Annotated in this window: 16 protein-coding genes; 8 read left to right on the top strand and 8 right to left on the bottom strand. The window is 55.0% G+C overall.

Annotation, left to right across the window (positions count from 1 at the left end; all coding sequences use genetic code 11):
• Window positions 1-9: 9 nt before the first annotated feature.
• From U5L07_16755 to U5L07_16765, 3 genes are all read left to right on the top strand, one after another.
• Window positions 10-2526, top strand: a complete 2517-nt coding sequence (locus U5L07_16755; protein ID MDZ7833396.1) for a pyruvate formate lyase family protein — start codon at window positions 10-12, stop codon at window positions 2524-2526.
• 56 nt (window positions 2527-2582) lie between these two features.
• Window positions 2583-3569, top strand: coding sequence for a glycyl-radical enzyme activating protein (locus U5L07_16760; protein MDZ7833397.1), 987 nt, complete (start codon window positions 2583-2585; stop codon window positions 3567-3569).
• Window positions 3570-3758: 189 nt separating this feature from the next.
• Entirely contained in the window at window positions 3759-4631 is an 873-nt protein-coding gene (locus tag U5L07_16765) for a pyridoxamine 5'-phosphate oxidase family protein (GenBank protein MDZ7833398.1), read from the top strand.
• A gap of 31 nt (window positions 4632-4662) precedes the next feature.
• On the opposite strand, the gene U5L07_16770 is transcribed toward U5L07_16765, so the two are convergent.
• Together U5L07_16770 and U5L07_16775 are read right to left on the bottom strand one after the other, a co-directional pair.
• Window positions 4663-4902 carry a MoaD/ThiS family protein gene (locus U5L07_16770; protein MDZ7833399.1) on the bottom strand — a complete coding sequence of 80 codons (240 nt, stop codon included), beginning with the start codon at window positions 4900-4902 and terminating at the stop codon, window positions 4663-4665.
• A 177-nt stretch (window positions 4903-5079) separates the two neighbouring features.
• Window positions 5080-6909 carry a TonB-dependent receptor gene (locus tag U5L07_16775; GenBank protein ID MDZ7833400.1) on the bottom strand — a complete coding sequence of 610 codons (1830 nt, stop codon included), beginning with the start codon at window positions 6907-6909 and terminating at the stop codon, window positions 5080-5082.
• 369 nt (window positions 6910-7278) lie between these two features.
• On the opposite strand from U5L07_16775, the gene U5L07_16780 reads away from it, so the two are divergent.
• Together U5L07_16780 and glpX are read left to right on the top strand one after the other, a co-directional pair.
• Window positions 7279-7533: a hypothetical protein gene (locus U5L07_16780; GenBank protein MDZ7833401.1), complete on the top strand. Its 255-nt coding sequence runs from the start codon at window positions 7279-7281 to the stop codon at window positions 7531-7533.
• Window positions 7534-7633: 100 nt separating this feature from the next.
• Window positions 7634-8617, top strand: a complete 984-nt coding sequence (gene glpX / locus U5L07_16785; GenBank protein MDZ7833402.1) for a class II fructose-bisphosphatase — start codon at window positions 7634-7636, stop codon at window positions 8615-8617.
• 9 nt (window positions 8618-8626) lie between these two features.
• Here glpX and U5L07_16790 read toward each other — a convergent pair whose 3' ends face one another.
• From U5L07_16790 to U5L07_16800, 3 genes are all read right to left on the bottom strand, one after another.
• Window positions 8627-9742: an NADH:flavin oxidoreductase gene (locus U5L07_16790; GenBank protein ID MDZ7833403.1), complete on the bottom strand. Its 1116-nt coding sequence runs from the start codon at window positions 9740-9742 to the stop codon at window positions 8627-8629.
• A gap of 20 nt (window positions 9743-9762) precedes the next feature.
• The gene (locus U5L07_16795; GenBank protein ID MDZ7833404.1) at window positions 9763-10857 is read right to left on the bottom strand and encodes a hypothetical protein; all 1095 of its coding nucleotides are present in this window, start codon (window positions 10855-10857) and stop codon (window positions 9763-9765) included.
• 1057 nt (window positions 10858-11914) lie between these two features.
• Complete coding sequence (locus tag U5L07_16800; GenBank protein MDZ7833405.1) at window positions 11915-12067, bottom strand: hypothetical protein; 153 nt, start codon at window positions 12065-12067, stop codon at window positions 11915-11917.
• Window positions 12068-12360: 293 nt separating this feature from the next.
• Here U5L07_16800 and U5L07_16805 point away from each other — a divergent pair, with 293 nt between their 5' ends.
• Window positions 12361-13743: an MBL fold metallo-hydrolase gene (locus U5L07_16805; protein ID MDZ7833406.1), complete on the top strand. Its 1383-nt coding sequence runs from the start codon at window positions 12361-12363 to the stop codon at window positions 13741-13743.
• A gap of 28 nt (window positions 13744-13771) precedes the next feature.
• Here the strand turns inward: U5L07_16805 and U5L07_16810 are convergent, their stop codons facing one another.
• The gene (locus tag U5L07_16810; protein ID MDZ7833407.1) at window positions 13772-14263 is read right to left on the bottom strand and encodes a metallophosphoesterase; all 492 of its coding nucleotides are present in this window, start codon (window positions 14261-14263) and stop codon (window positions 13772-13774) included.
• Between the two features lie 243 nt (window positions 14264-14506).
• On the opposite strand from U5L07_16810, the gene U5L07_16815 reads away from it, so the two are divergent.
• A complete protein-coding gene (locus tag U5L07_16815) occupies window positions 14507-15655 on the top strand; it encodes a bifunctional oligoribonuclease/PAP phosphatase NrnA (protein MDZ7833408.1) in 1149 nt (382 codons plus the stop codon).
• 6 nt (window positions 15656-15661) lie between these two features.
• Here U5L07_16815 and glgP read toward each other — a convergent pair whose 3' ends face one another.
• Window positions 15662-17359 (bottom strand): alpha-glucan family phosphorylase, encoded by a 1698-nt coding sequence (gene glgP, locus U5L07_16820; protein MDZ7833409.1) that lies wholly within the window; start codon window positions 17357-17359, stop codon window positions 15662-15664.
• A gap of 256 nt (window positions 17360-17615) precedes the next feature.
• Here glgP and U5L07_16825 point away from each other — a divergent pair, with 256 nt between their 5' ends.
• On the top strand, window positions 17616-19520 hold the full coding sequence (locus tag U5L07_16825; GenBank protein MDZ7833410.1) for a cation:proton antiporter: 1905 nt from the start codon (window positions 17616-17618) through the stop codon (window positions 19518-19520).
• Between the two features lies 1 nt (window position 19521).
• On the opposite strand, the gene priA is transcribed toward U5L07_16825, so the two are convergent.
• Window positions 19522-21972, bottom strand: a complete 2451-nt coding sequence (gene priA, locus U5L07_16830) for a primosomal protein N' (GenBank protein MDZ7833411.1) — start codon at window positions 21970-21972, stop codon at window positions 19522-19524.
• Between the last annotated feature and the right edge of the window lie 161 nt (window positions 21973-22133).

A 22133-nucleotide genomic window follows, 5' to 3' on the forward strand; every position in this document is an offset into this window, starting at 1 on the left:
AGGTGGCCCATGAAAGCGGCTGCTGCAGTAACCGAGCGTTTTCCGATCAAGGCACCCGAAGGGCTTTCGGATAGGATCGCGAACCTTCGCGATTATTATTTCATGGGCGCCTGCCGGCAGTGGAACAACGAATACACCGCCTGGAGCACCGGCACGCCATGGGATGTCCAGTTCAACGAGACGACCTATTACATCGTCCCGGAAACCTACCTGCTGCTCCAGACGCTAAGAAGCTCCTACCGGCAGGCGGCGCGGCCGGTGGATCTGCCGGCGGAGTTCTGGGACTGGCCGCAGGTCAGGCGCCGCGCCTGGTTTGTGCGGGAGGTTATGGTCAATTATCTCCCACAGGAAATCCTCCCGGGCGACCTGATTGCGGGCGGCCGCTTTAACATCCAGACCTCGCTCTGCCTCACGGAAAAGGCGCAGAAGGCATTTGACCGGCTGACCATGGGCAGAAACGGGGGGCGGGCAGCGGTTAAGTGGTTTCACGACCACGGGTACGGAAATTCCGGCGCCACCTGCGGCCACCTGGTGCCGGATTATCCAAGGGCGCTCTCCATAGGGTGGAAGGGGATTCATGATGATCTCAAGGCCCGATACGATAAGCTCTCAGAAGCGGAAAAGCGCGGGGAAAAAGGCGCTCAGCTTGCCGCCATGATGACCTCCGCCGCCATGCCGCGCGACCTGGCGGAAAAGTATGCCGATTTGTGCAAAAAGCTGGCTGAAGACGAGGCAGACCCGGCGCGAAAAAATGAGCTTCGGCAGATGGCCGAGAACCTGCGCCGGGTACCCTGGGCGCCGCCGAAAACCTTCTGGGAGGCGGTCCAGGCGCTGTGGCTTACCCACATGCTGATCATGAGCGATGAAAACTACCCCGGTCCGGGCGTTTCCTTCGGCCGGATCGACCAGTACCTCTATCCCTATTGGCAGTATTCCATTGAAAACGGCATGGACCGCGAATTCGGAAAAGAGATTCTCAAATGCTTCTGGGTTCACTGCAATACGGTCTATGACGCCATGATCCGAAACGGAAACGACGGTATCACATCGGGCTTCGGGCAACTCATCACCCTGGCCGGCGTAGGTCCGGACCGCAAAGACATGGCCAATGACCTCACTTATGCCATGCTCGAGGTGATCGATGAAATGAGCCCTATTCTTGAGCCCAAGCCGAACGTGCGGCTGCACAAAAACACTCCGGACGCGCTTTTGGATAAAGCGGCGGACATGATTTCCGCCAGCCAGGGCGCGCCGTTTCTGTTAAATTTTGACGAGCGGTCCATGGCCGGCATGCTGCGCGAGGCGAAAAAAAGCGGCAATACCCAATTGATCCGAGAGGATAACGTTCATGACTATTCGCCGGTGGGATGCCTGGAGAACACCATGTGCGGAAACGACCGCTCCGGCACCGTGGACAACAACCTAAACCTGTTAAAGGCGGTTGAACTGGCGCTTGCCGGGGGCCGGGACCTGGTGCCGTTTTTCGACCCCATGACCGGAAAAACCGATAGGGTCCGGCAGGACGGGCCGAATACCGGGAATTCGGAAACCTTTGCCACCTGGGAACATTTCTGGAAGGCCTATCAGGAGCAGACTGAGTATATCATTCAAAAGTGTGTTGATCTTTACGAGCGCTCCGAATCACTCCGGGCCAAGTATTTCCCCACCCCTTATCTTTCCTGCTTGGTCCGGGGGTGCGCGGAAAAGGGGATGGATATCACGCAGGGCGGGGCGGAGCTCAGTTTTACCACCCTTGAGGCGGTAACTTTTGCCACCACGGTGGATGCGCTTTTGGCCGTTAAGTATCTGGTGTTTGACGAGAAGAAATGCACCATGGTCGAGCTTGTCCGGGCGTTGAAGGACAACTGGGAGGGGCATGAAAAGCTCCAGGCCATTGCCAGAAACAAGGCGCCCAAGTACGGCCGGGATGATGATGCGGCGGATAAGATGGCCCGAAAGGTGATGGATTATTGGACCGAGGCGACCTGGCGGCACAAAACCCAGTCCACCAATCGGCAGTTCCGGCCCGGGATGCTCAGCTGGAACTACTGGGCGGGGGACGGCTTTGTGATGGCCGCCAGCGCGGACGGCCGGAAAAAGGGCCAGTTTCTGTCCAACGCGATCTGCCCGTCAAACGGCGCGGATATTAACGGCCCGACCGCCAATGCCAACTCCGTGGGAAAAGCCCTGGGCGGAAAAACCGGGCCGGATCAGGGAGACTGGGACGGCTATCTGAACAGCCTGCCCAACGGGGCAAGCCATACCATCACCTTTAATCCGTCAATCATAAAAGACCCGGAACATAAGGAGAAGTTCAAGGCGTTTCTGCGGGGATATGCGGAAAACGGGGGTACATCGCTCCAGGTGAATATGCTGGATCCGGACATGCTGCGCGATGCCCAGGAAAATCCCCAGAACTACCGGCACCTGCTGGTACGCATCACCGGATACAATGCCTATTTCACGGCTGTTGGGAAAGAACTGCAGAACGAGGTGATTGCGCGGCTGAGCCATAGCCGGTTTTGATAAATCGTACTCGTACTCGGGTTTAACTTCGATTACGAGAACGAGTACGAGCAGCAATGAAGAAATCCATCATGACCCAGGAAACCAAATACGCCACGGTCCTTGAAATTGTCCGCATGTCCACCGAAGACGGGCCGGGTATCCGCACGACCGTGTTTTTCAAGGGGTGCTCGCTCAGATGCGCCTGGTGCCACAACCCGGAGAGCATATCGGCAAAGCCCCAGCTGTGCTGGTTTGCTAACCGGTGCATCGGGTGCCGCACCTGCGAGGACATCTGCCCCAATGAGGCCCTGACGATTGACGATACCGGCGTGCACATCGACCGGGACTGTTGCCGTGCCTGCGGGACCTGCGCGGCGGAATGCCCGGGAACCGCCCTGGAGCTTCTGGGCACCCGGTGGGAGCTTGGCGGCCTTGTGACCGAGGTGCTCAAAGACCGGGCCTATTTTGAAACCTCGGGCGGCGGCATCACCGCATCCGGCGGAGACCCGGCCATGCAGCCCGAATTTGTGGGCGAGTTTTTCAAAGTTCTCAGGGGCCGCGGCATCCACACCGCCCTGGATACCTGCGGCTACTGCTCAAAAACCGCCCTTGACCGGATACTGCCGTATGCGGCCATGGTGCTGTTTGACATCAAGGTGATGGATCCCGAGAGGCATCGGCAGTATACCGGGCATGACAACCAGAAGATTTTGGAAAACCTTTTGTATATCGCCGATTTTATCCGCTCCCATGTTCACCCGAGCGCGCTATGGATCCGCACCCCGCTGATTCCGGGGGCAACCGCGGATCACGACAACATCGACCGGATTGCCCGGTTTATTTCCACGGAAATCTCCGACGTGGTCAACCGGTGGGAGCTTTGCGCCTTCAACAACCTGTGCCGGGATAAGTACCTGAGGCTCGGGCAGAAATGGGCGTTTGAGGCGGCTGAACTGCTCACTAACGCGGAACTGGACGGTTATGTCCGCACGGCTGTGGCAGCCGGGATATCCAAAGAAAAGGTATGTTGGACGGGTTCATCAAAGCTGATGGCTTCGTAAAGGGCTCTATCATCTTGGCCCCCCTTAAAAGGGGGCTGTGGGGGGATTTCGATTTTCAAAGGCTGAGAAATCCCCCTAAATCCCCCTTTAAAGGGGACTTAAAGGAATCTTTTTATAAGCCTTTTTCAGCTCAGTTTCTAACAAAACTGAAATGATATTCAAATTGATAATCAGGAAAGGAGGCAGCGGGTGGCAAATCAGCGGACGGCATTTAATGCCGAAGACATCCAGGCGTTTTTCCCGGCGGAAAAGATCGGTGTCGTGGCCTCGGTCAACCCGGACGGGCTGCCCCACATCACCCTGATCACATCCATCCGGGCGAACAATGAGCGCCAGCTCACCCTGGGTGAGTTCTGCCGGGGAAACAGCAAGGCTTTTATCCAGGAGAATCCGGAAATCGCATTCATGGTGCTGACCATGGACAAGCGGATGTGGCGGGGAACCGCCCGGTGGACCCATTTTCGAAAAGACGGCCCGGAATATCAATCCTACAATGACCTGCCCATGTTCCGGTACAATGCGTACTTCGGCATCAACACCGTGCATTACCTGGACCTGGTTTCCGTTGCCGGGCCCATGGGGCTGCCGATTCCAAGGATCCTGATGGCCACCCTGATGACGCGGTTTTCCCGCGGGGCTTTGACCACCGGCAGCGCGGAGCGGATTCTAACGCCGTTTGCCGAGCGCCTCTTCAACCAGCTGGGCACTTTAAAATTTTTAAGTTACATAGGGACCGACGGATTCCCGGTCCTGATGCCGCTTTTGCAGTGCCAGGCCGCGGACAGCCGCCGGCTGGTGTTTTCCCAAACTGCCTACAAGTCGGAACTATGTCAAATCCCCGAAGGCCAACCCGTGGCCGTATTCTGTCTTTCCATGAAGATGGAGGACGTCCTGGTCCGCGGGACATTCAACGGGTTTTCAAAACATCGCATGGTCCATGCCGGCAGCGTTGACATCAACTGGGTGTATAATTCCATGCCGCCGGCCCACGGGCAGATTTATCCGCAAAAACCTTTGGAGCCAGTCACCGAGTGGCCGGATTTTCCCCGAAAGACTGCCTGACGCCTGAAAGTCCGTTCACCGGAGGCTGATCTTATCCTCCGCCGACCGGCGGGAAAAGGCTTACCGCATCCCCGTCTGAGAGCCGGGTCTGCTTATTCGCCCGCCCGCCGTTTACGAAAATGAGTTTGACGTATCGCGCGGGTATATTTAATTGATCCGCGATATCCGCGACTTCGGCCCCGTCCGGAAGCCGCACGGAAACCGTTTTCTGCCGGGCCCCTTCAGGCAGAAATTTGGTCAGGGATACATGCAGGCGGACGGTAATTTCCATTTTTCTTCTTGAAAGAATTGTTCGTACTCAGTCCTGCGTGAGCGGGACGGTTCTCGTACTCGTAATCGTACTCGGAAGTTTTAAATGCCGATTACGAGTACGAGAACGAGAACGAGAACGAGTACGATTTAAATTTAAGAATTGTTTTCTGCAAAATGCCGTTGCAGCGGCACAAGCCTAATCCCAGCTGAATTTCACCCCGGCCTTAATCCACCGGCCCGGCATGGGCGTGAAACCGGATTCAATGTAGTCTTCATCAAACAGGTTGGCGGCCTCAACAAAGACCTCATAATCTGAAACCGTATAAGCCAGCCGTGTGTCCACCACCGTATAGCTGTCCCCGGCCATCCGCTCGCCGTATCTGGCTTTGACGACATGCGTCAACGCAGGCAGCCATTTAAATACCAGGGACCCGTTGACCTGATGCTTTAAGTAATCCAGCACATATTTGGATTCTAAGCCGTGCGTGCGCCGCTTGGAATCCAGATATGTATAGGCAATGCCCGCGGATGAAAAAAAATCCATATCCCAAAAAGCGGGCGGATAAACCGTAACGCCGGCAGACCCGCCTTTTGTCTCAACGCTTGAAATGTTTGTGACCTGCCAGACGGTTTGCCCGGGCTCGCGCGACCAGTCGATCACATCTTCCGCATCCCGGTAAAAGAAACTCAGATCCGCGGAGATTCCCTCGCTCAGCCACCGCAGCCCGGTTTCCGCGGTCCATGCCTCTTCGGGCTTTAAATCTGGATTTCCCCGGTTGGCCGGCGTGGAATAATAGAGTTCCGTATACGTGGGCACCCGGAATGCGTTTTCAAAAGAAGTAAACCAGCTTAACCCGTCAATCAGCTTGAGGCTTACGTCCGCCCCGGGCCAGTATTCCCAGCCCCAGCTGCTGTAATGGACGGCCGAGGCGCCCACGCCGATGTTTACCCGGTCAAGCGGCTTAAACCGGTGTTCCAGAAAAATGGACCGGCGGCTGCGGTCATGATCCCCAAGACTTGAACTCTCTATATCTTCGCGTTCAGCATCCGCGCCGATGGCGGTTTCGCCCCAGTCAGAACGGATCAGGGTTTTTACCCGGCTGCCCAATACATCCGTCTGGTGGTCGTTGACGTTCCAGTTTCCGTTGATATTGATTTTAAATTCATCCTCATGCCGGCGCCAGTAAAGCCGGGGGGTAATTTCCGCATCTGCCATGTATAGATCCGCATCGCCGTATAGCAGAAGGGTTTCCGTCTTTTCCCGCTGCTCCGGAAAGGCGTCGCTGTAAAATTTATACGCGCCGAAATCCTTGTCCGTAAACCCGGCGCCCAGCCGGAAGGTGTTGGGATCGTTTTCAAAAACGCCCTTATAATTGATGGTTTTAATGTCAAAATCCGTATCTTTTCCGCTGAGATAGTCGGATGCTGACCGGCGGCCTGTCGACAGCCGGCTGGATATGTTCCCCCGCCGCACCGCCGCATAGCCGCCTATATCATAATAGCCGTGTTCCCCATAGGCTGCGCGGCCGCCTACAGCATTCTCTTTTACGTCCCGGGTAATGATATTGATGACCCCGCCCATGGCATTGGGCCCGTAAATCCGTGCCGCCGGCCCCTTGACCACCTCAATGCGTTCGATATCCGAAAGATTTATCGGCAGATTCATATTGTGATGGCCGGTCTGCGGATCACTTATAGCAACCCCGTCCACCATGATCAGGGTCTGCTCAAAGGAGGCGCCCCGGATCCCGATATCTGTCTGGACGCCGCCGGCCCCGCGCTGGCGCACATCCACCCCGTTTACATACTCCAGGACATCTGTAACATTATCCGCCGGCAGCACCGCGATATCCTCCCGGGTGATGACCGATACCGAGACACCGGATTCCGATAGCCGGGCGGGCGCATGGCTGCCGGTCACGACCACCGGGTCGAGCTCATGGTATCGTTTTGCGGCTTGCTCCGCCTTAACCGGCATAATGCCTGCCAGCCATATCAGGATTATCGCTGCAAATAGTCTGTACATGAATTCCCGTGCATTAAAAAATCTTCGCCGCCTGTTATTGAATCCTCCCGGTAGCATGTTTTTCCGGCACCGGACAAGATAATTTGGGTTTTGCCGGCAAGTCTTAACCTGTTGGGCGATGACAGAATTCCTGCAGTACTGTCTTAACCCTACACTCGATCATTTTGTTTTTCTGATAATAGGATCTAAATTGCGATAAGCGGCGCCCCCAATCCCCCACTTTGAAAAAGGGGGGGATTGGGGGGATTTAAAGGAATCTTTTGACAAGCAGTCAATTTTGCATTTAAACGGGAATATGGCTTCTGATTCCGGAAGCGATTCGCTCCGGCGCCTTGAAAAGCCCAATTCACGCTGAGAGAAAGACACCCTATGCATCTGAAATTCATTCTGTTCTTGCTCCTGTCCTTTGCCCTGGTATTCGGCCTGCATTTCGTCTTTTTCAGGTCCTGCATTTATTTCTTCAACATCACCCGGCTGTTGTATGCCGGCCATGATTACGGCTTAAGCACGGACGGCGGATTTCAGCTCTACACCACCAGCGGCAACGGCTCCTGGGGGCCGCCCATGCGGACTGCCGGCAGGGGCGAGATCGTCCGGATCCAACTGGTGCAGAAACAGGAATAGCGGCGTAAAAACCCTATGCTTAAGGCGCCGCTTGCCTCCTTCTCCCTCCGGGAGAAGGCCGGGATGAGGGTAAAAAGTATATTTAGGGAGGAGTATTCTGATGGAAGCACCCCAGCGCAATCTGGCCCTTGACCTGGTGCGGACCACCGAGGCCGCGGCCCTGGCCTCCGCCCGGTGGCTGGGCAGGGGCGAAAAAGAGGCCGGGGATATGGCCGCGGTGGAAGCCATGCGCCTTTCTTTCGGGGCCCTGGATATCGACGGCACGGTGATCATCGGTGAAGGGGAAAAGGATAACGCCCCGATGCTGTTTAAAGGCGAAAAGCTGGGTACAGGCCGGGGGCCGCAGGTGGATGCGGCCGTGGACCCGGTGGAGGGGACAAACCTTCTGGCATACGGCCGGCCCAATGCCATTTCCGTTGTCGGGGTGTCGCCGGCCGGCACCATGTTTGATCCCGGGCCCAGCTACTACATGGAAAAACTCGTGGTCTCCGCCGAAGCCCGCGATGCGGTTGATCTTTCCGCACCGGTGGCGGCGAATCTGTCCAACATCGCCAGGGCGCTGGGCAAGGATGTCGGTGACCTGGTGGTATTTGTGCTGGACAAACCCCGGCACAAGGACCTGATTAACACGATCCGGGAGGCCGGTGCGCGCATCCAGCTGCATTCGGACGGCGATGTGGCCGGTTCACTCATGGCCGTTGATCCGAATTCGGAAGTCGATGTGATGATGGGCACCGGCGGCACCCCCGAGGGGGTGTTGTCCGCCTGCGCCATACGGGCCATGGGCGGGGAGATGCGCTGCCGCCTGGATCCCCAGAAGGACTGGGAAAAGAAGGCGCTTGCCGAAGCCGGTACGGATCTCTCGCGCATATTTTCGGTCAGCGACCTGGTCAAAACCGACGATGTGTTCTTTGCCGCCACCGGTATCTCCGGCGGAAGCTTTCTCGCAGGGGTGACGTATACCGGCACCGGCGCAATCACCCATTCACTGGTCATCCGGGGTAAAACCGGCACCGTCCGCTACATTGAATCCCGCCACAACTGGAGCAAACTCATGCGCTTCAGCGCGGTGAAATACGATTGAAAGGGATTCCTAATCCGTCTCCTTCTGCTCGCGCTCCCGGGAGACGCAATAGATCCCTTCGCCCTTAAGGGCCGGTCCGAAGCACAGGTTGTCCGAATTGCATTCCGCTTTTCTTAAATCCCCGGCCTTCCACCTGTTGACCAGGTCCGGCTCCCGGATCAGGGGGCGGGCCAGCGATACCAGATCGGCCGCGCCGCCTTCTATTACCTCACGGATAACGGAGAAGGAGCGCATCCCGCCCACCAGGATCAAGGGAATATCGATATTATCCCTGAAACTCCGGGCTTCATCGCTGAAATAGGCTTCTTTTTCTTCAGATTTGATGCCGGTCCGGCTCGGCAGGGATGTGCCGGCGCCGGTCACCACCCCGCCGCTTAATTCAAGGGCGTCAAGCCCGCCTTCCTCAAGCATTTTTGCTGCCGCCAGCGAGTCTTCCGGGGAAAGCCCCTCGTCCGTAAAATCCCGGCAGTTGAGTTTGATAAGAATCGGATAATCGTCTCCCACCGCTTTCCGGACGGCGTTTAAGACTTCCAGGTGGATCCGGGTTCGGTTTTCGATGCTGCCGCCGTATGCGTCCGCCCGCCGGTTGTAATCGGGGGAGAGAAACTGGCTGAGAAGATAGCCGTGGGCGGAATGGATCTGCACGCCGTCAAACCCGGCGGTTTTTGCCCGAAGCGCGGCATCGGCAAACGCTTTCGTCAGGGTGTCGATATATTCTTGGGTGATTTCGGTCCGGGGGGCGTCGGCCAGTCCGTCGAACACCGACACGGCCATGGGGGTATGCCCGGATAATTGCTCCGCCGCGTGGGTGCCGGCGTGGGCGAGCTGGGCCACGATTTTTCCCCCGGAATCATGCACCGCCTTGGTCATCCCGCGCAGCCCGGCAATCAGGTCGTCCTTGTAAATGCCCATCTGCCAGGGGCCAGCCTGCCCCTCCGGCAGAATATAGGCGTGGCCGCTTATAATCAGGCCGACACCGCCGTCTGCCAGTTCCTTCATGGTATGGATCAGTTTCGGGGTCACGGCCCCGTCGTCTGTGGCCATGGCTTCCCATGTGGCCGAGCGGACGAACCGGTTCGGGATTTCCATGCCGTTTATAACAATCGGCTCGAATGGCTTACTCATATCAATTGCTCCTTATCCCCTTATCCTCTGGAACCGCTTTCAGATTGATCGCGATGTTCTCTCGCCATTGGCTGCAGCGTATCCTGGCCTTTGCCGGAGACGGCCTTAACGGCAATTTCCTGAACCTTGCCGTAGGCGGTATCGATCTGTTTGGAAAGCGTATCAATGTGTTTCTGCTGGTCTGCCACCAATTTTTCAAGGGAGTCAATTTTGGTCTGCAGCACATTTTTCTCCCCTTCAAATTCCTTCTGCAGCAGCTGTTCATTCTTTTTGGCCTCATTTTGAAGCCGCTCAGTGGTTTCAGCAACCGCCTTATCCACCTGCTTTTTGAGCTCTTCCGGAAATTGGGCCACTTTCTGCTGGAGTTCGTCCAGGTATTTTTCTCGCTCGGCAACAACGGTTTCCCGCTCCTGAATCGTTTTTTCCCGTTCCGCTATCTCCTTATCAAACGCCTCCTGCCGATCAGTTAGCGATTTTTTCAATTTTTCCAGCTCATCCGTTACTTCCTGCTTTTTCTGCTCTTTTTCCCGATTAAAGGCATATTCAAACTCTTCCTTTTCGCGCTTCCGGCGTTTATCCTCTTCCGCCTGGGCCTCCTTAAGCTGCTGGTTTCGCGCCTGCTTTTCTTTTTCCCATTGGTTCCGGGTCTCCTGGATTTCCTTTTCCAGTTCCTGGCGGCGCTGCGCCATTTCCGCTTCAAATTCCGCTTTCTTCTGCTTCTGGGCCTCCAGGAGGGCCGCCAGGGAATAGGCGGATTGTTCAATGTCATATATCTCTTTTAATTCCTGATTCTTGGCCTCAATGGCCGCCTTGACGTCTTCATAGCGCTTGTTTTCCGATTCGATTTTATCGGCCATACCGGTCAGGAATCGGCTGATTTCATCCTTCAAACCCGTAATCCGGCTGCTGACATCGCTTTCCACGGATTTTTCCGCGGCCTCAATGACGGTTTTTTCCTTTTTCGCCTTCTGCTCCTTTTCCGGCTTCAGCTCTGTTTTCGCCTGGGCTTCCAGCTTTTCTTTTAACTGCTGGTAGGCCTGGAGCATTTCTTTTTTGGTGTTGGCCATGGAAATGTCCGGAATTTCGTTGGGTTCCCCTGGACTTTGCTCTGCCATAATTGCCTCCAAAAGAATTATTGATTTTTAAGTGGATGGTTTTTTGTAAAATACACTTAAACAACACATATTATGTAAAAGTAAGAAAGAGGTATTTTTACATAAATTTTTAAAAGGATAGCTTAGCTAAAAAAGAAATTCCAGATCGCTTTGCAGAAAATCTTTTAATTCAATGCCGCCCGGCCCGATGAGCCAGGTTTTTGCTGTTGGCCAGCGTTTACGGAAAAGCTGAAGCCCGGAATGAGGCTTTTCAAAAGCACCGCTTTTTACCTCAATTGCGGCGACGTCATTTTTGCGGGAGAGAACAAAATCAACTTCTTTATCTCTTTCACGCCAGTAATAGACATTAATTCCCTTTTCTTCAGCCTGATTGACGATATGGGCGCCAACACCAATTTCAATCAGACGACCCCATCGTTTCGAATCCTCTTGCCAATGGTCAAGGGATAATCCGGACTGTGAGGTGACAAGGGCGGTATTTCGAGGCTGCCATTTAGGGCTTGAAGCACGGGTTCGCAGTTTTGTTCCGTGCCATTTTGGAAGGCCCCTAATGAGAAATGCGCCTTCAAGAAGCCTTTGATAATGCGCAAGTGTTGTTGTGTTACCCGCATCCTGGAGCTGCCCGGTAAGTTTTTGGTAAGAAATAATTTGCCCGGCATAGTCACAGCTGAAGGCGTATAACTGCCTGAGCAGGGCCGGTTTTTCTACCCGGTGCAGCAGTAAAACATCCTTTCAATCCAGTCCGGGCCCGGCGGGGCAGGACCATCTGCCGTAGCGTATATCGCCGGGCCGTCCCATTTTTTGATAATTTGGAGCAATGCCGTGGTTTTTCCGACCTGACGCGGTCCGATAATAACCTGGATGAGCGGGCGCGGTTCCTGAAGTCTTTTAATAAGAGTGTCGACTTTTTTTCTTTCAAATTCAGGAAGTTGTTCTGTGTTTTGCATTTTACTCATTATGTTGTGTAAAAATACTCAAGCTATTAAGTAAATTGTTTTAATGCTGAAATATATAACAAGGTTCGAATTGCATGTAAAGAGTGTTGCACGGGTTCTGGCTACCGCTGATGCTGTTTACGGATATTTTTCATATGTTCTTTAAGCTCGATGCCATTGTCCGTGGCGCCAAGAGACGGTTCTTTGATCTCGCTTTTAATTACGCCCACCGGGTAAATGGTAAAGCCAGCCGGACTCTGATCGCCTGCAGTCATAATGCCTCCATTCAAATCGTTTAAAATTTAATTTGAGATAATGCTCATAAATGATAATTTATAAGTCAAGCGTCAATTTGGGCCAAATAGTTTAATCCGGTTATCCGATTTACTCCAGTGCGAAGGAATCAGCGAGTCAGAAAAATGATGGGAATGGTTGATCCAAATCGGGATCGGGATCGCTATCGAAATCGAAATGTTTCGATCCCGATCCCGATAGCGATTTCGATCCCGATACAATTTCCACTGGAGTCAAACAGATAACCAAATAGCTTAATTTAAGGAGGTAGCGCATGTATTTCAAACAGATTACCGTCCCCGGTCTGGGCTGCAACTCATATGTTATCGGCTGCCCCGGGGCCAGGCAGGCGGTGGTTGTGGATCCGAAGCGCGACGTGCAGGATTATATGGATATATCCCGGGACGAGGGGATGAAAATCACCCACATCATCGAAACCCACGTGCATGCCGACCACGTGAGCGGCAACCAGGAGTTAAAATCCCGCACCGGCGCGGATATCTATTACAGCGAGCATGCGCCCGTGGCCTTTGACCACAAAAAGTTAAAGGAGGGCGATGTGATTGAATTCGGCATGGTGAAACTGGAAATCCTGAATACGCCCGGGCATACGCCGAATTCCATATCCATCCTGGTAACAGACAAGGCCCGCGCGGATGAACCCTGGATGATTTTAACCGGCGATCTTCTGTTCGTGGGCTCCATCGGGCGGCCGGATCTCGCCGGCGAGGAAATCCTGGAGGATCAGGTCAAAAATCTCTATAACTCGCTTTATGAAAAGCTAAATCGCCTGCCCGATCACCTGGAGGTCTATCCGGCCCACGGCCAGGGATCGCTCTGCGGCAAGGGGCTTAGCGCCAAGTCGAGCAGCACCCTGGGCTATGAGCGCCGGACCCAGCCGGTGCTGAAATTTTCCGGCTTCGACGCATTCCACGATGAGATTGCCGGTGCTTTTCCGGTGCGGCCGAAGAGTTTTACCCACATCATCAATACCAATACCCAGGGGGTGCCGCTTCTGGAGCGCTGCCCCCTGGAGCAGACCCTGAATCCGGATCAGTTCGACAAAATCCGCAAGCAGGGGGCCACCATTATCGATACCCGGGATACGGCTTCATTCGGCGGTTTTCATATTCCGGGGGCCATTAACATCGGGTTTGAAAAGCAGATGGCCAACTGGATCGGCATGGTGATCGATCCAACGGAAAACCTTCTTCTCGTAGTGGATGACCGGGAAAAATATGATCAGATGACCACCGAGCTCCATCGGATCGGCTATGACAACGTCTTTGGATGGCTTTCCGGCGGGATGTCGGCCTGGATCGCCCACGGCATGCCGATTGACAGCCTCTCCCCCATTTCCGTTCAGGCTTTAAAGGAGCAGTTCGACCGCCGGGAATACGGCCATATCGTGGACGTCCGCACCCCGGAAGAACGCGCCCAAGCCTATATTCAGGGCTCCACCCATGTGCCCATGACCGACATTCTGGCCCAAAGCCTGGATATTGCCAAAACCGAGGAGGTGATCACGGTCTGCGGCACCGGCTACCGGGCCAATATCGTGGCAAGCCGGCTAAAGCAGGATGGCTTCACCCACGTGCACAGCCTCGCCGGTGGACTTACCGCCTGGCAAAATGCGGGCTACGGGCTTTCCGCCTAAATCGGAAATCGCCTAAATCGGAAATCGCCTAAATCGGGATCCGACGGACATCCCGGGTTTCCGTATTCACTATGCAGAAGCCCGGATCGCCGTCTTTTCCCATGATTTCGCCGGGATTGAGAATCAGGGTGTCGCTTTTTTGGTCTTTGAAAAACGTGTGGGAGTGGCCGAAGCAGACCAGATCATACTTGCCCGTAGCGGCCAGGCCTTCGGCCACCGGCCACTGATGGGTGTAGGCGATACGGAGGCCGTTGACGGTTGTTTCTCCGATCAGGCTGGCCAGGCGGAACAGCCCGTCTGACTGCATGGCGGTCCGGGTGAGGAGAAACTGATCCCCGTCATTGTTGCCGAATACGCCGTTTACGGCAATGCCGGCCGCGATCAGCTCTTTCAGCACAAACGGGGCCACAAAATCCCCGCAGTGGATGATCTGTTCGGCGTTTTCGGCTTTGATCAGATTCAGGGCTTTTTTCAGGTTTTCCAGATGATCATGGCTGTCGCTCATTACCGCAATCCGCATTGGTTGTGTTTTCCTCCTGTACTGTTTGATATATTTGCCCTATATAATAAATGTATTCGCATTAAAAAAATAGGGGTTCGTATGGAATTTTTCAAATTATCCGGTTTGGCGGGCGGCCGCTGACCGGGAAGTCAGGAAAATATTTGATATTATAGCTGTCCGGTTTATTTTTGATATAATGAGCTGTGGCATCCGAAATCGACTTTTTATGACTTTCTCAAATAACCGATGGAGCCGGAGATTATGGAAGAAAATAATTCCCGTAAAAAGGCGGCGGCAAAAACCGAAAAACCGGCTGCGGGTGCGAAACTGGCCGAATTTTTGAAATCCCACAAGAGTGAGCATCATGTGATCGTGCTCCAGGAGTTTCCGGATCCGGATGCCATTGCCGCGGGATTTGCGCATCAGTGCATCAGCCGCCATTTTGATATTGAAACCGACATGTTATACAGCGGGCGGATCAGCCATCAGCAAAATCTGGCCCTGGTGCGGCTGCTTGGGATTGAAATGACCCGGTTTGATTCATCCGTGGATCTTTCCGGCTATGACGGGGCCGTTTTTGTGGACAACCAGGGCACTTCGGCGGGTGCCATCACGGATGCCCTGGAGGAAAAAGCCGTGCCCCCGCTGGTGGTGGTTGATCACCATGAGTCCCAGGACCGGCTCTCCCCGGAGTTTTCGGACGTGCGCCGTGATATCGGGGCCGCCGCCACCATCTATACCCAGTATCTGCAGGATGGCATCATCGACATTGATAAAACCAATAAAATCCACACCATGATGGCCACCGCCTTAACCCACGGTATCATGACCGACACCCGGGGCTTTATCCAGGCACGGCCGGAGGATTTTGAGGCAGCGGCATTTCTTTCCGGCTACCGGGATTCGGAACTGCTGGATCAGATCATGAATCAGGACCGCTCCAAACAGTCCATGAAGGTGATTCACCGGGCCCTGGGCTCCCGGGAGACGGTGGAGAGCTTCTCCATTGCCGGCATCGGCTATCTGCGGGCCGAAGATCGGGACGCCATCCCCCAGGCCGCGGATTTTCTGATCACCGAGGAAAACGTGCACACCGCCATTGTTTATGGGATTGTGACCGGGGAGGACTGGGCGGAAGCCGTGATCGGCTCCCTTCGGACCAACCGGATCACCCTGGACCCGGATCAGTTTATCAAGGAAGTTTTCGGCAAGGATGCCAAGGGCCAGTATTTCGGTGGCGGCAAGGTTTCGGCCGGCGGGTTTCATATCCCCATCGGCTTTCTCTCCGGCAGCAATGAAGAGGAATTCCGGGAGCAGAAATGGGAGGTTTTTGATGAGCAGATCAAAAAGAAGATTTTCGCCAAAATCGGGGCCAAGCCCGATAAAGCCAAGGAGGAGAACAAACAGTAAAAGCGGCTACTGAAAATAGGCCTGCATCACATACTGGGAGACCATCCGGTGAGTGTTGAAGAACGAGCCGTTTAACGCAATGTTGTAGGCCATCATATCCAGCCAGTGTTCGCGGTTTTCATAGAAATAGGGGAGCACCTTGTCCTCGAGTTTGGCGTAAAGGTCGGCCGCATCCTTTTTCCGGGAGTTTTCCGGTTCTTCCCCCTCATCCCGCTGCCGCCTGCCGATGCGCCAGCCGGTAAAGTCCTCGATATGGCCCTCCAGCCACCAGCCGTCTAAAACAGACAGATTGATCACGCCGTTAAGCGCAGCCTTCATGCCCGAGGTCCCTGATGCCTCCATGGGCCGAAGCGGCGTGTTAAGCCAGACATCCACACCGCCGACCAGGAGTTTGGCCCGGTACATGTCATAGTTTTCCAGATAACAGATGTCGATCTTATCCTTTATGGCATCCATTTTTTCATGAATGGCTTTAATCAGGGCTTTCCCCTTTTCATCTTTGGGGTGGGCTTTTCCGGCATAAAGGATCTGAATCGGGCCATGCGTATCCACGAGCTTTATCAGCCGATCCGTGTCGGAGAGGAGAAGATCCGCCCGTTTATAGGCCGCCGCCCGGCGGGCAAAACCGATGGTCAGGACATCCGGCTGCATGCTTAATCCGCACCGTTCATTGACAAAATCCAGGAGCTCCTGCTTGGCCGCCGTGTGCGCGGCCCAGATTTTTTCCCGGGGGATGTTTAAGGCGTTTCGAAGCGCGGACGGGTCGTTGGGCCAGCTCGGTATGTACCGGTCAAAAAGCCTGGCCATGGACTCCGCCACCCAGGTCCGGGTATGGATGCCGTTGGTGATGGCATCGATCCGGTATTCGGGAAACATCTTCTGGGCAGTTTCCCCGTGCTTTTTGGCCACCCCGTTGATGTATTCCGAATGATAAAGGGCCAGGTAGGTCATGTTCAGGCGCGCCTGGTCATCAATAATATTGTCGTGATCCAGGCTTTCCACATCAAAGTTCTCGCCGAACACCTCGCGTACCATATCCTTGGGGAACCGATCATGGCCGGCCGGCACCGGCGTGTGGGTGGTAAATACGCACATTTCGCGGACGGTTTCGATATCCTGCAATCTGTCCATCAGCTCTAAAGTGAGAAGCGCGGAATGCCCCTCATTCATGTGATACGCCTCAAGGTTGTCGTGACCCAGGAGCTGGAGGATTCGAACCCCGCCGAAACCTAAAACCATTTCCTGTTTCAGGCGGTAGCGTTCTTCGCCCCCATAGAGGTAGGCCGCAATTTCGCGGTCTTGCGAAGCGTTTATCTCAATATCCGTATCCAGAAACAGAATCGGCACGCTGTCGCCCTTGATGCCTTTGACGTCATAGACCCATGCCTGAATAATCACGGTCCGGTCCTCAATGGTGATGGTGATTTTTTCCGGAAGCAGGGTCATATATTCCGAAGGGTCCCATGCCACGGGGATTTCGATCTGATTGCCCGATGTATCGATTTCCTGGTGGAAATAGCCTTTTTTGTAAAGAAGCGATACGCCGACCGCCGGAATACCCAGATCGGCAAAGGATTTAATGGTGTCTCCGGCCAACACGCCAAGCCCGCCTGAATAGATGGGCAGTTCAGCGGCCAGGCCGATTTCCATGGAAAAATAGGCGACTTTTCGCTCCTGGGGATTATATTGGGCGTATGGATTCATTGGGGTTGTCCTTTTTGTCTTTTTTCTGAGTAACTTAATCGTACTCAGTCCCGCGTGAGCGGGACGGTTCTCGTACTCGTAATCGTACTCGAAAAAATCAAAAGCCGATTACGAGAACGAAAACGAGTACGATTAGGAATTAGACGCTCCTTCCGGCAAAAATGCCGCGCAGCGGAATAAATCGCTTTTTGCGAAACCGGCCAAATGATATCCTATTTTTTAATTAAAATCATTCCAAAATTTGGATCTGGTCATTATGGATGCTGCTATTTTTAACAATCCTGCGTTAACGATTGCTTTGGCCCTGGTCGTGGGTATCGGGATGCAGGCAATCGCCCATCATATCCGGGTGCCGGGGATTGTGCTGCTGCTGGCCGCCGGGGTGGTCTGCGGCCCGGACGGCCTCGGGATAATCCGGCCGGAAACACTGGGCCCTGCACTTAATATCATCATCGGCTTTGCCGTGGCCGTTATTTTGTTTGAAGGCGGCCTAAGCCTCAGGTTCAGCCGTTTGAAGCAGGAACGCCGCTCCATCCGGTATTTGATTCTGATCGGCGGCGCCATTACGGTGGCCGGCGGTGCGGTTTCCGCAAGGTTTATTTTGGGCTGGCCCTGGCAGACCGCGGCGCTTTTCGGCACCCTGGTGATGGTGACCGGGCCGACGGTGATCAATCCGCTGTTAAAACGGCTGAAAGTCAAGCGATCCGTGGCCACTGTCCTGGAAGCTGAAGGTGTAATGATTGACGCCATCGGGGCGGTGGTTGCGATTGTGGCTTTGGAGGCGGCGTTAAGCCCCGCGCACAGCAGCCCGGCCATATGGCTTTGGCATGTGATCTCCCGGCTTGGCTTCGGCATGATCTGCGGGGCGGTTATCGGTATGGTGCTGGTCTGGGCTTTCCGTGTGCGCCGGCTCATTCCGGAGGGCACGGAAAATGTGTTTACCCTGTGCACGGTTTTGGGGCTCTATCAGGCTTCCAATGCCATCCTGCCGGAAAGCGGCATTGCGGCGGTTACCATGGCGGGCGTTATGGTGGGTAACTTCGGCACCCATTTTCTGGAGGATTTGTCGGAGTTTAAGGAAGAGCTGACAGTCATGCTGATCGGCATGCTGTTTGTACTTTTGGCCGCAGATGTCCGGATGGAGCAGGTCCAGGCGCTGGGCTGGCCTGGAGTGGCCACGGTTTTAGCCCTTATGCTGGTTGTCCGGCCGGCGGCGGTGTTTGCCGGCACCCAGCTCTCTGAGCTTAATTGGCGCGAGAAACTCTTTATCGCCTGGATCGGCCCGAGGGGCATTGTGGCCGCGGCGGTGGCCTCGCTTTTTGCCGCCGGTTTGATTAACAGAGGAATGCCGGGCGGTTATGAACTGAGAGCCTTGGTGTTTCTGGTTATTGCGGCCACGGTGTTATCCGCCGGACTGACCGGCGGAATCGTTGCCTCCATCTTGGGTGTGCGCCGGCCCAGCAATTTCGGCTGGGTGATCATGGGCGCCAATGAACTCGGCCGGGCGGTGGCAAAGCTCCTTAAGGAATCCGGCCAGGAGGTGCTTTGTATTGACGCCAACACCCAGCACTGCCGGGCCGCGGAAGGGGACTGTACCCGGGTGATATGCGGTAACGCCCTGCATGCCCGTTATCTGGCCCGGGCGGAAATCGATACCCGAAAAGGGGCCATCGCCTTGACCCCTAACGAAGAGGTGAACTATCTGTTTCTTCAGCGGGTAAAAGCGGAAATCAAGGAGATCTATCTTTTTTCCGCGCTTCAGGCTGGCAGCACCTCGCTTACCGAGGAGATGATCAGCCGCTATAGCACGGAAGTGGTGTTTGGGGTGCCGGTGGACGTGGATCTGTGGACGCACCGGTTTCAGCAGCGGCAGGTGCTCCTTCAAAAATGTGCGTATGCCGGCGGTTCCGCGGAAGAGTTCAGTGTGCTTGAATATTCTCCCAAATCGCTTATTCTCGCCGGGGTGTTCCGCGGCGGCGCCTTGTGGCCGGTTGGCAGCTGGCTGAAGCTGAAAAAAGGGGATGAAGCGTATTTTTTTGTTTATAAGCCGGATGCGGAAGCGGTGGATGAATATTTGTCAGGCGCCGGCTGGGAGCCGCTGGAGCGGCAGACCGAAGAGTACTTCTCAACCTCTATTTGCGAACTTGTGGAAAACCGTTAATTCACATCATCATCATCGGATCCACATCGATGGCCATGCGGGCATCCTTATGATTTAAGGCAACGCCGTTTTCAAAGATCAGGGAGCGGATGAATTCGTGAAGCGGTTTTGTGTAGGCGGATTTTAAAAGGATCTGCCATCGGTAGCGGTTGGCGATGCGCGAGAGCGGCGCTTCGATGGGGCCGAACACCTGGATCGTATTCTGAAAAGCGGGCGCGGACTGCTTAAGCTTTCGGCACTTTTCACCGATGGCGGCCGCGTGCGTTTTTGTTTTTTCGAAATCCCGGCCGGAGATTTTAAGCTGGATCATCCGGGCATAGGGCGGGTAATTGAAGGTTTTTCGAAACTTGATCTCTTCCTTGTAAAAGTTCATGAAATCCTGGTGCCGGGCCGCGGTAATGCTGAAATTCTCCGGGTTATAGGTTTGGAGCAGCACGGTTCCCGGCTGTGTTCCGCGGCCGGCCCGGCCCGCCACCTGCGCAAGGATTTGAAAGGTGGTCTCTCCGGCCCGGAAATCCGGAAAATTAAGCGACAGATCCGCGCAGATAATCCCCACCAGGGTGATGTTCGGGAAATCATGGCCCTTGGCCACCATCTGAGTGCCCACCAGGATGTCGATGTTTTGCTCCCGCAGATCCTTTAAAATTTTGACCAGGGCACCTTTGCGCTTTGTGGTATCCCGATCCATTCGGGCCACCCGGGCCTCGGGAAAGAGGTTGGTGACCATTTCCTCGATTTTTTCCGTGCCCAGACCCAGCTGCTTGATGCTTGGCGCTCCGCAGATTTCGCATTTGGCCGCAGATGGGCGGGTATAGCCGCAAAGATGGCATTTATACGCGTTGATGCCTTTGTGGAGGGTCAGCGTGATGTCGCAGTTTTTGCATTTTACCGCCTCCCCGCAGACGGCGCATACCGGAAAGCTGGCAAACCCCCGGCGGTTTAAGAACAGCAGCACCTGCTCGCCGCGGGCCAGGGTTTCTCTGACGGCTGAAATCATCTGTGTGGTGATGATGCGCCGGATGCCCCGCATGTCCTGGTGCTCCCGCAGATCAATGAGCTGAATATCCGGGGGCGGCTGCCGGTAGATCCGGTGTTTGAGGTTCACCTCGCGGAACTTGCGGGCGGCCACGTTATAGATCGATTGGATGGACGGGGTGGCCGATCCCAGCAGAACCACCGCGTCAGCCTGCTTGGCCCGGACCACCGCCAGGTCCCGGGCATTGTAGCGGCACCGGGATTCCTGCTTGTATGAGGCGTCGTGCTCCTCGTCCACGATAATCAGCCCCGGATCGGTAAACGGGGCGAAGATGGCGGAGCGGGCGCCAATGGCAATGGGGCTTTCTTTGTTTACGATCCGCATCCACTGGTCATAGCGTTCGCCCGCGGAAAGCCCGGAGTGAAGCACCGCCACGCATTCCCCGAACCGGGCCCGGAACCGGCGCTCAATTTCCGAGATCAGGGCGATCTCCGGCACCAGGATAAGGACGTTGAAGCCTAAGTTTAAGGCATTGGCTGCGGCCTGCATATAAACCTCGGTCTTGCCGCTCCCTGTCACCCCGGCCAGCAGAAAGGCGGAAAATCCCTTGCCGATTTCCCGGGAAACCTCCGAGAGCACGTGCTGCTGATCCAGGGTAAGGGCCGGCGGGGTGTCCGGCGTGACCGTTTCGCCGAACGGGTCCCGGTAAACGGCTTTTTCAAAAATTTGAATAAATTCCTTTTCCTGAAGGGCTTTTAAATGCCGGCCGGCGTTAGGGGCTTTCTGGCTGAGCGACTGCGTGGAAATTTCGCCTGTGGATTGAATCGTTTCAAGGATTTCTCGTTTGGCCTCGGATAGCGCCGCCGTATCCGGCATATTCGGGCTGGGCGCGACATGGCGTTCGGTTTTCGGCCGGGTGCGGCCGCCCCGGATTTCGCGGCGGCGTTCTATCCAGCCGTATTTTTCCATCCGGTGGATGGCGGCCTGGGAAATATTTAAGCCCAGGCATTTTTCGATTTCTGTTATCCGAAGGGATTGATTGCCGATGGCGTTTAAGATTTCGCGGTCGGTATCGGCTGTTGAGTTATCCGCGGCCGCTTTTTGGCCGGCTTCCGTGCGGGTGAGCGTCAGGTACTCCCCGAGGTTGATCCCGCCGGGCAGGGCCTCTGAGATCACCTCGCCGATGGGATGCACATAATAATCGGCAATCCATTGAAAAAACGGGAGCATCTCCGCCGGAAACAAGGGCGTGGCATCCAGGATGTCTTCAATCGGCTTGATGCCGGCAACCTCCGGGGGCTCGGCCGGGCCGATCACATAACCGCTCACTTTCCGGCTGCCGAAGGGCACGAGCACGCGTTTGCCCTTATCAATCAGGGGCTGCATGGGTTCGGGGACCGCATAGGTATAAGTGCCGTAAACCGGCAGCGGGACGGCGACTGTGATGTATGAATAGTCCGTGGTCATGGGGCTCATCTGATAACTTGCTCCCGCAAAGACTCTAAGAGCGCAGAGGGATTGGTAAAAATATGATAAAACCTTAACGGATGAAGTAATGGATCTATGCAAAATTTTCAACAGGGATTCATTGGGGCAAGAACTGAATTCCGTTCAAAAAAAGATGGCGGTTGAAAAAA

The organism is Desulfobacterales bacterium, from assembly GCA_034520365.1.
Classification (GTDB): domain Bacteria; phylum Desulfobacterota; class Desulfobacteria; order Desulfobacterales; family Desulfosalsimonadaceae; genus M55B175.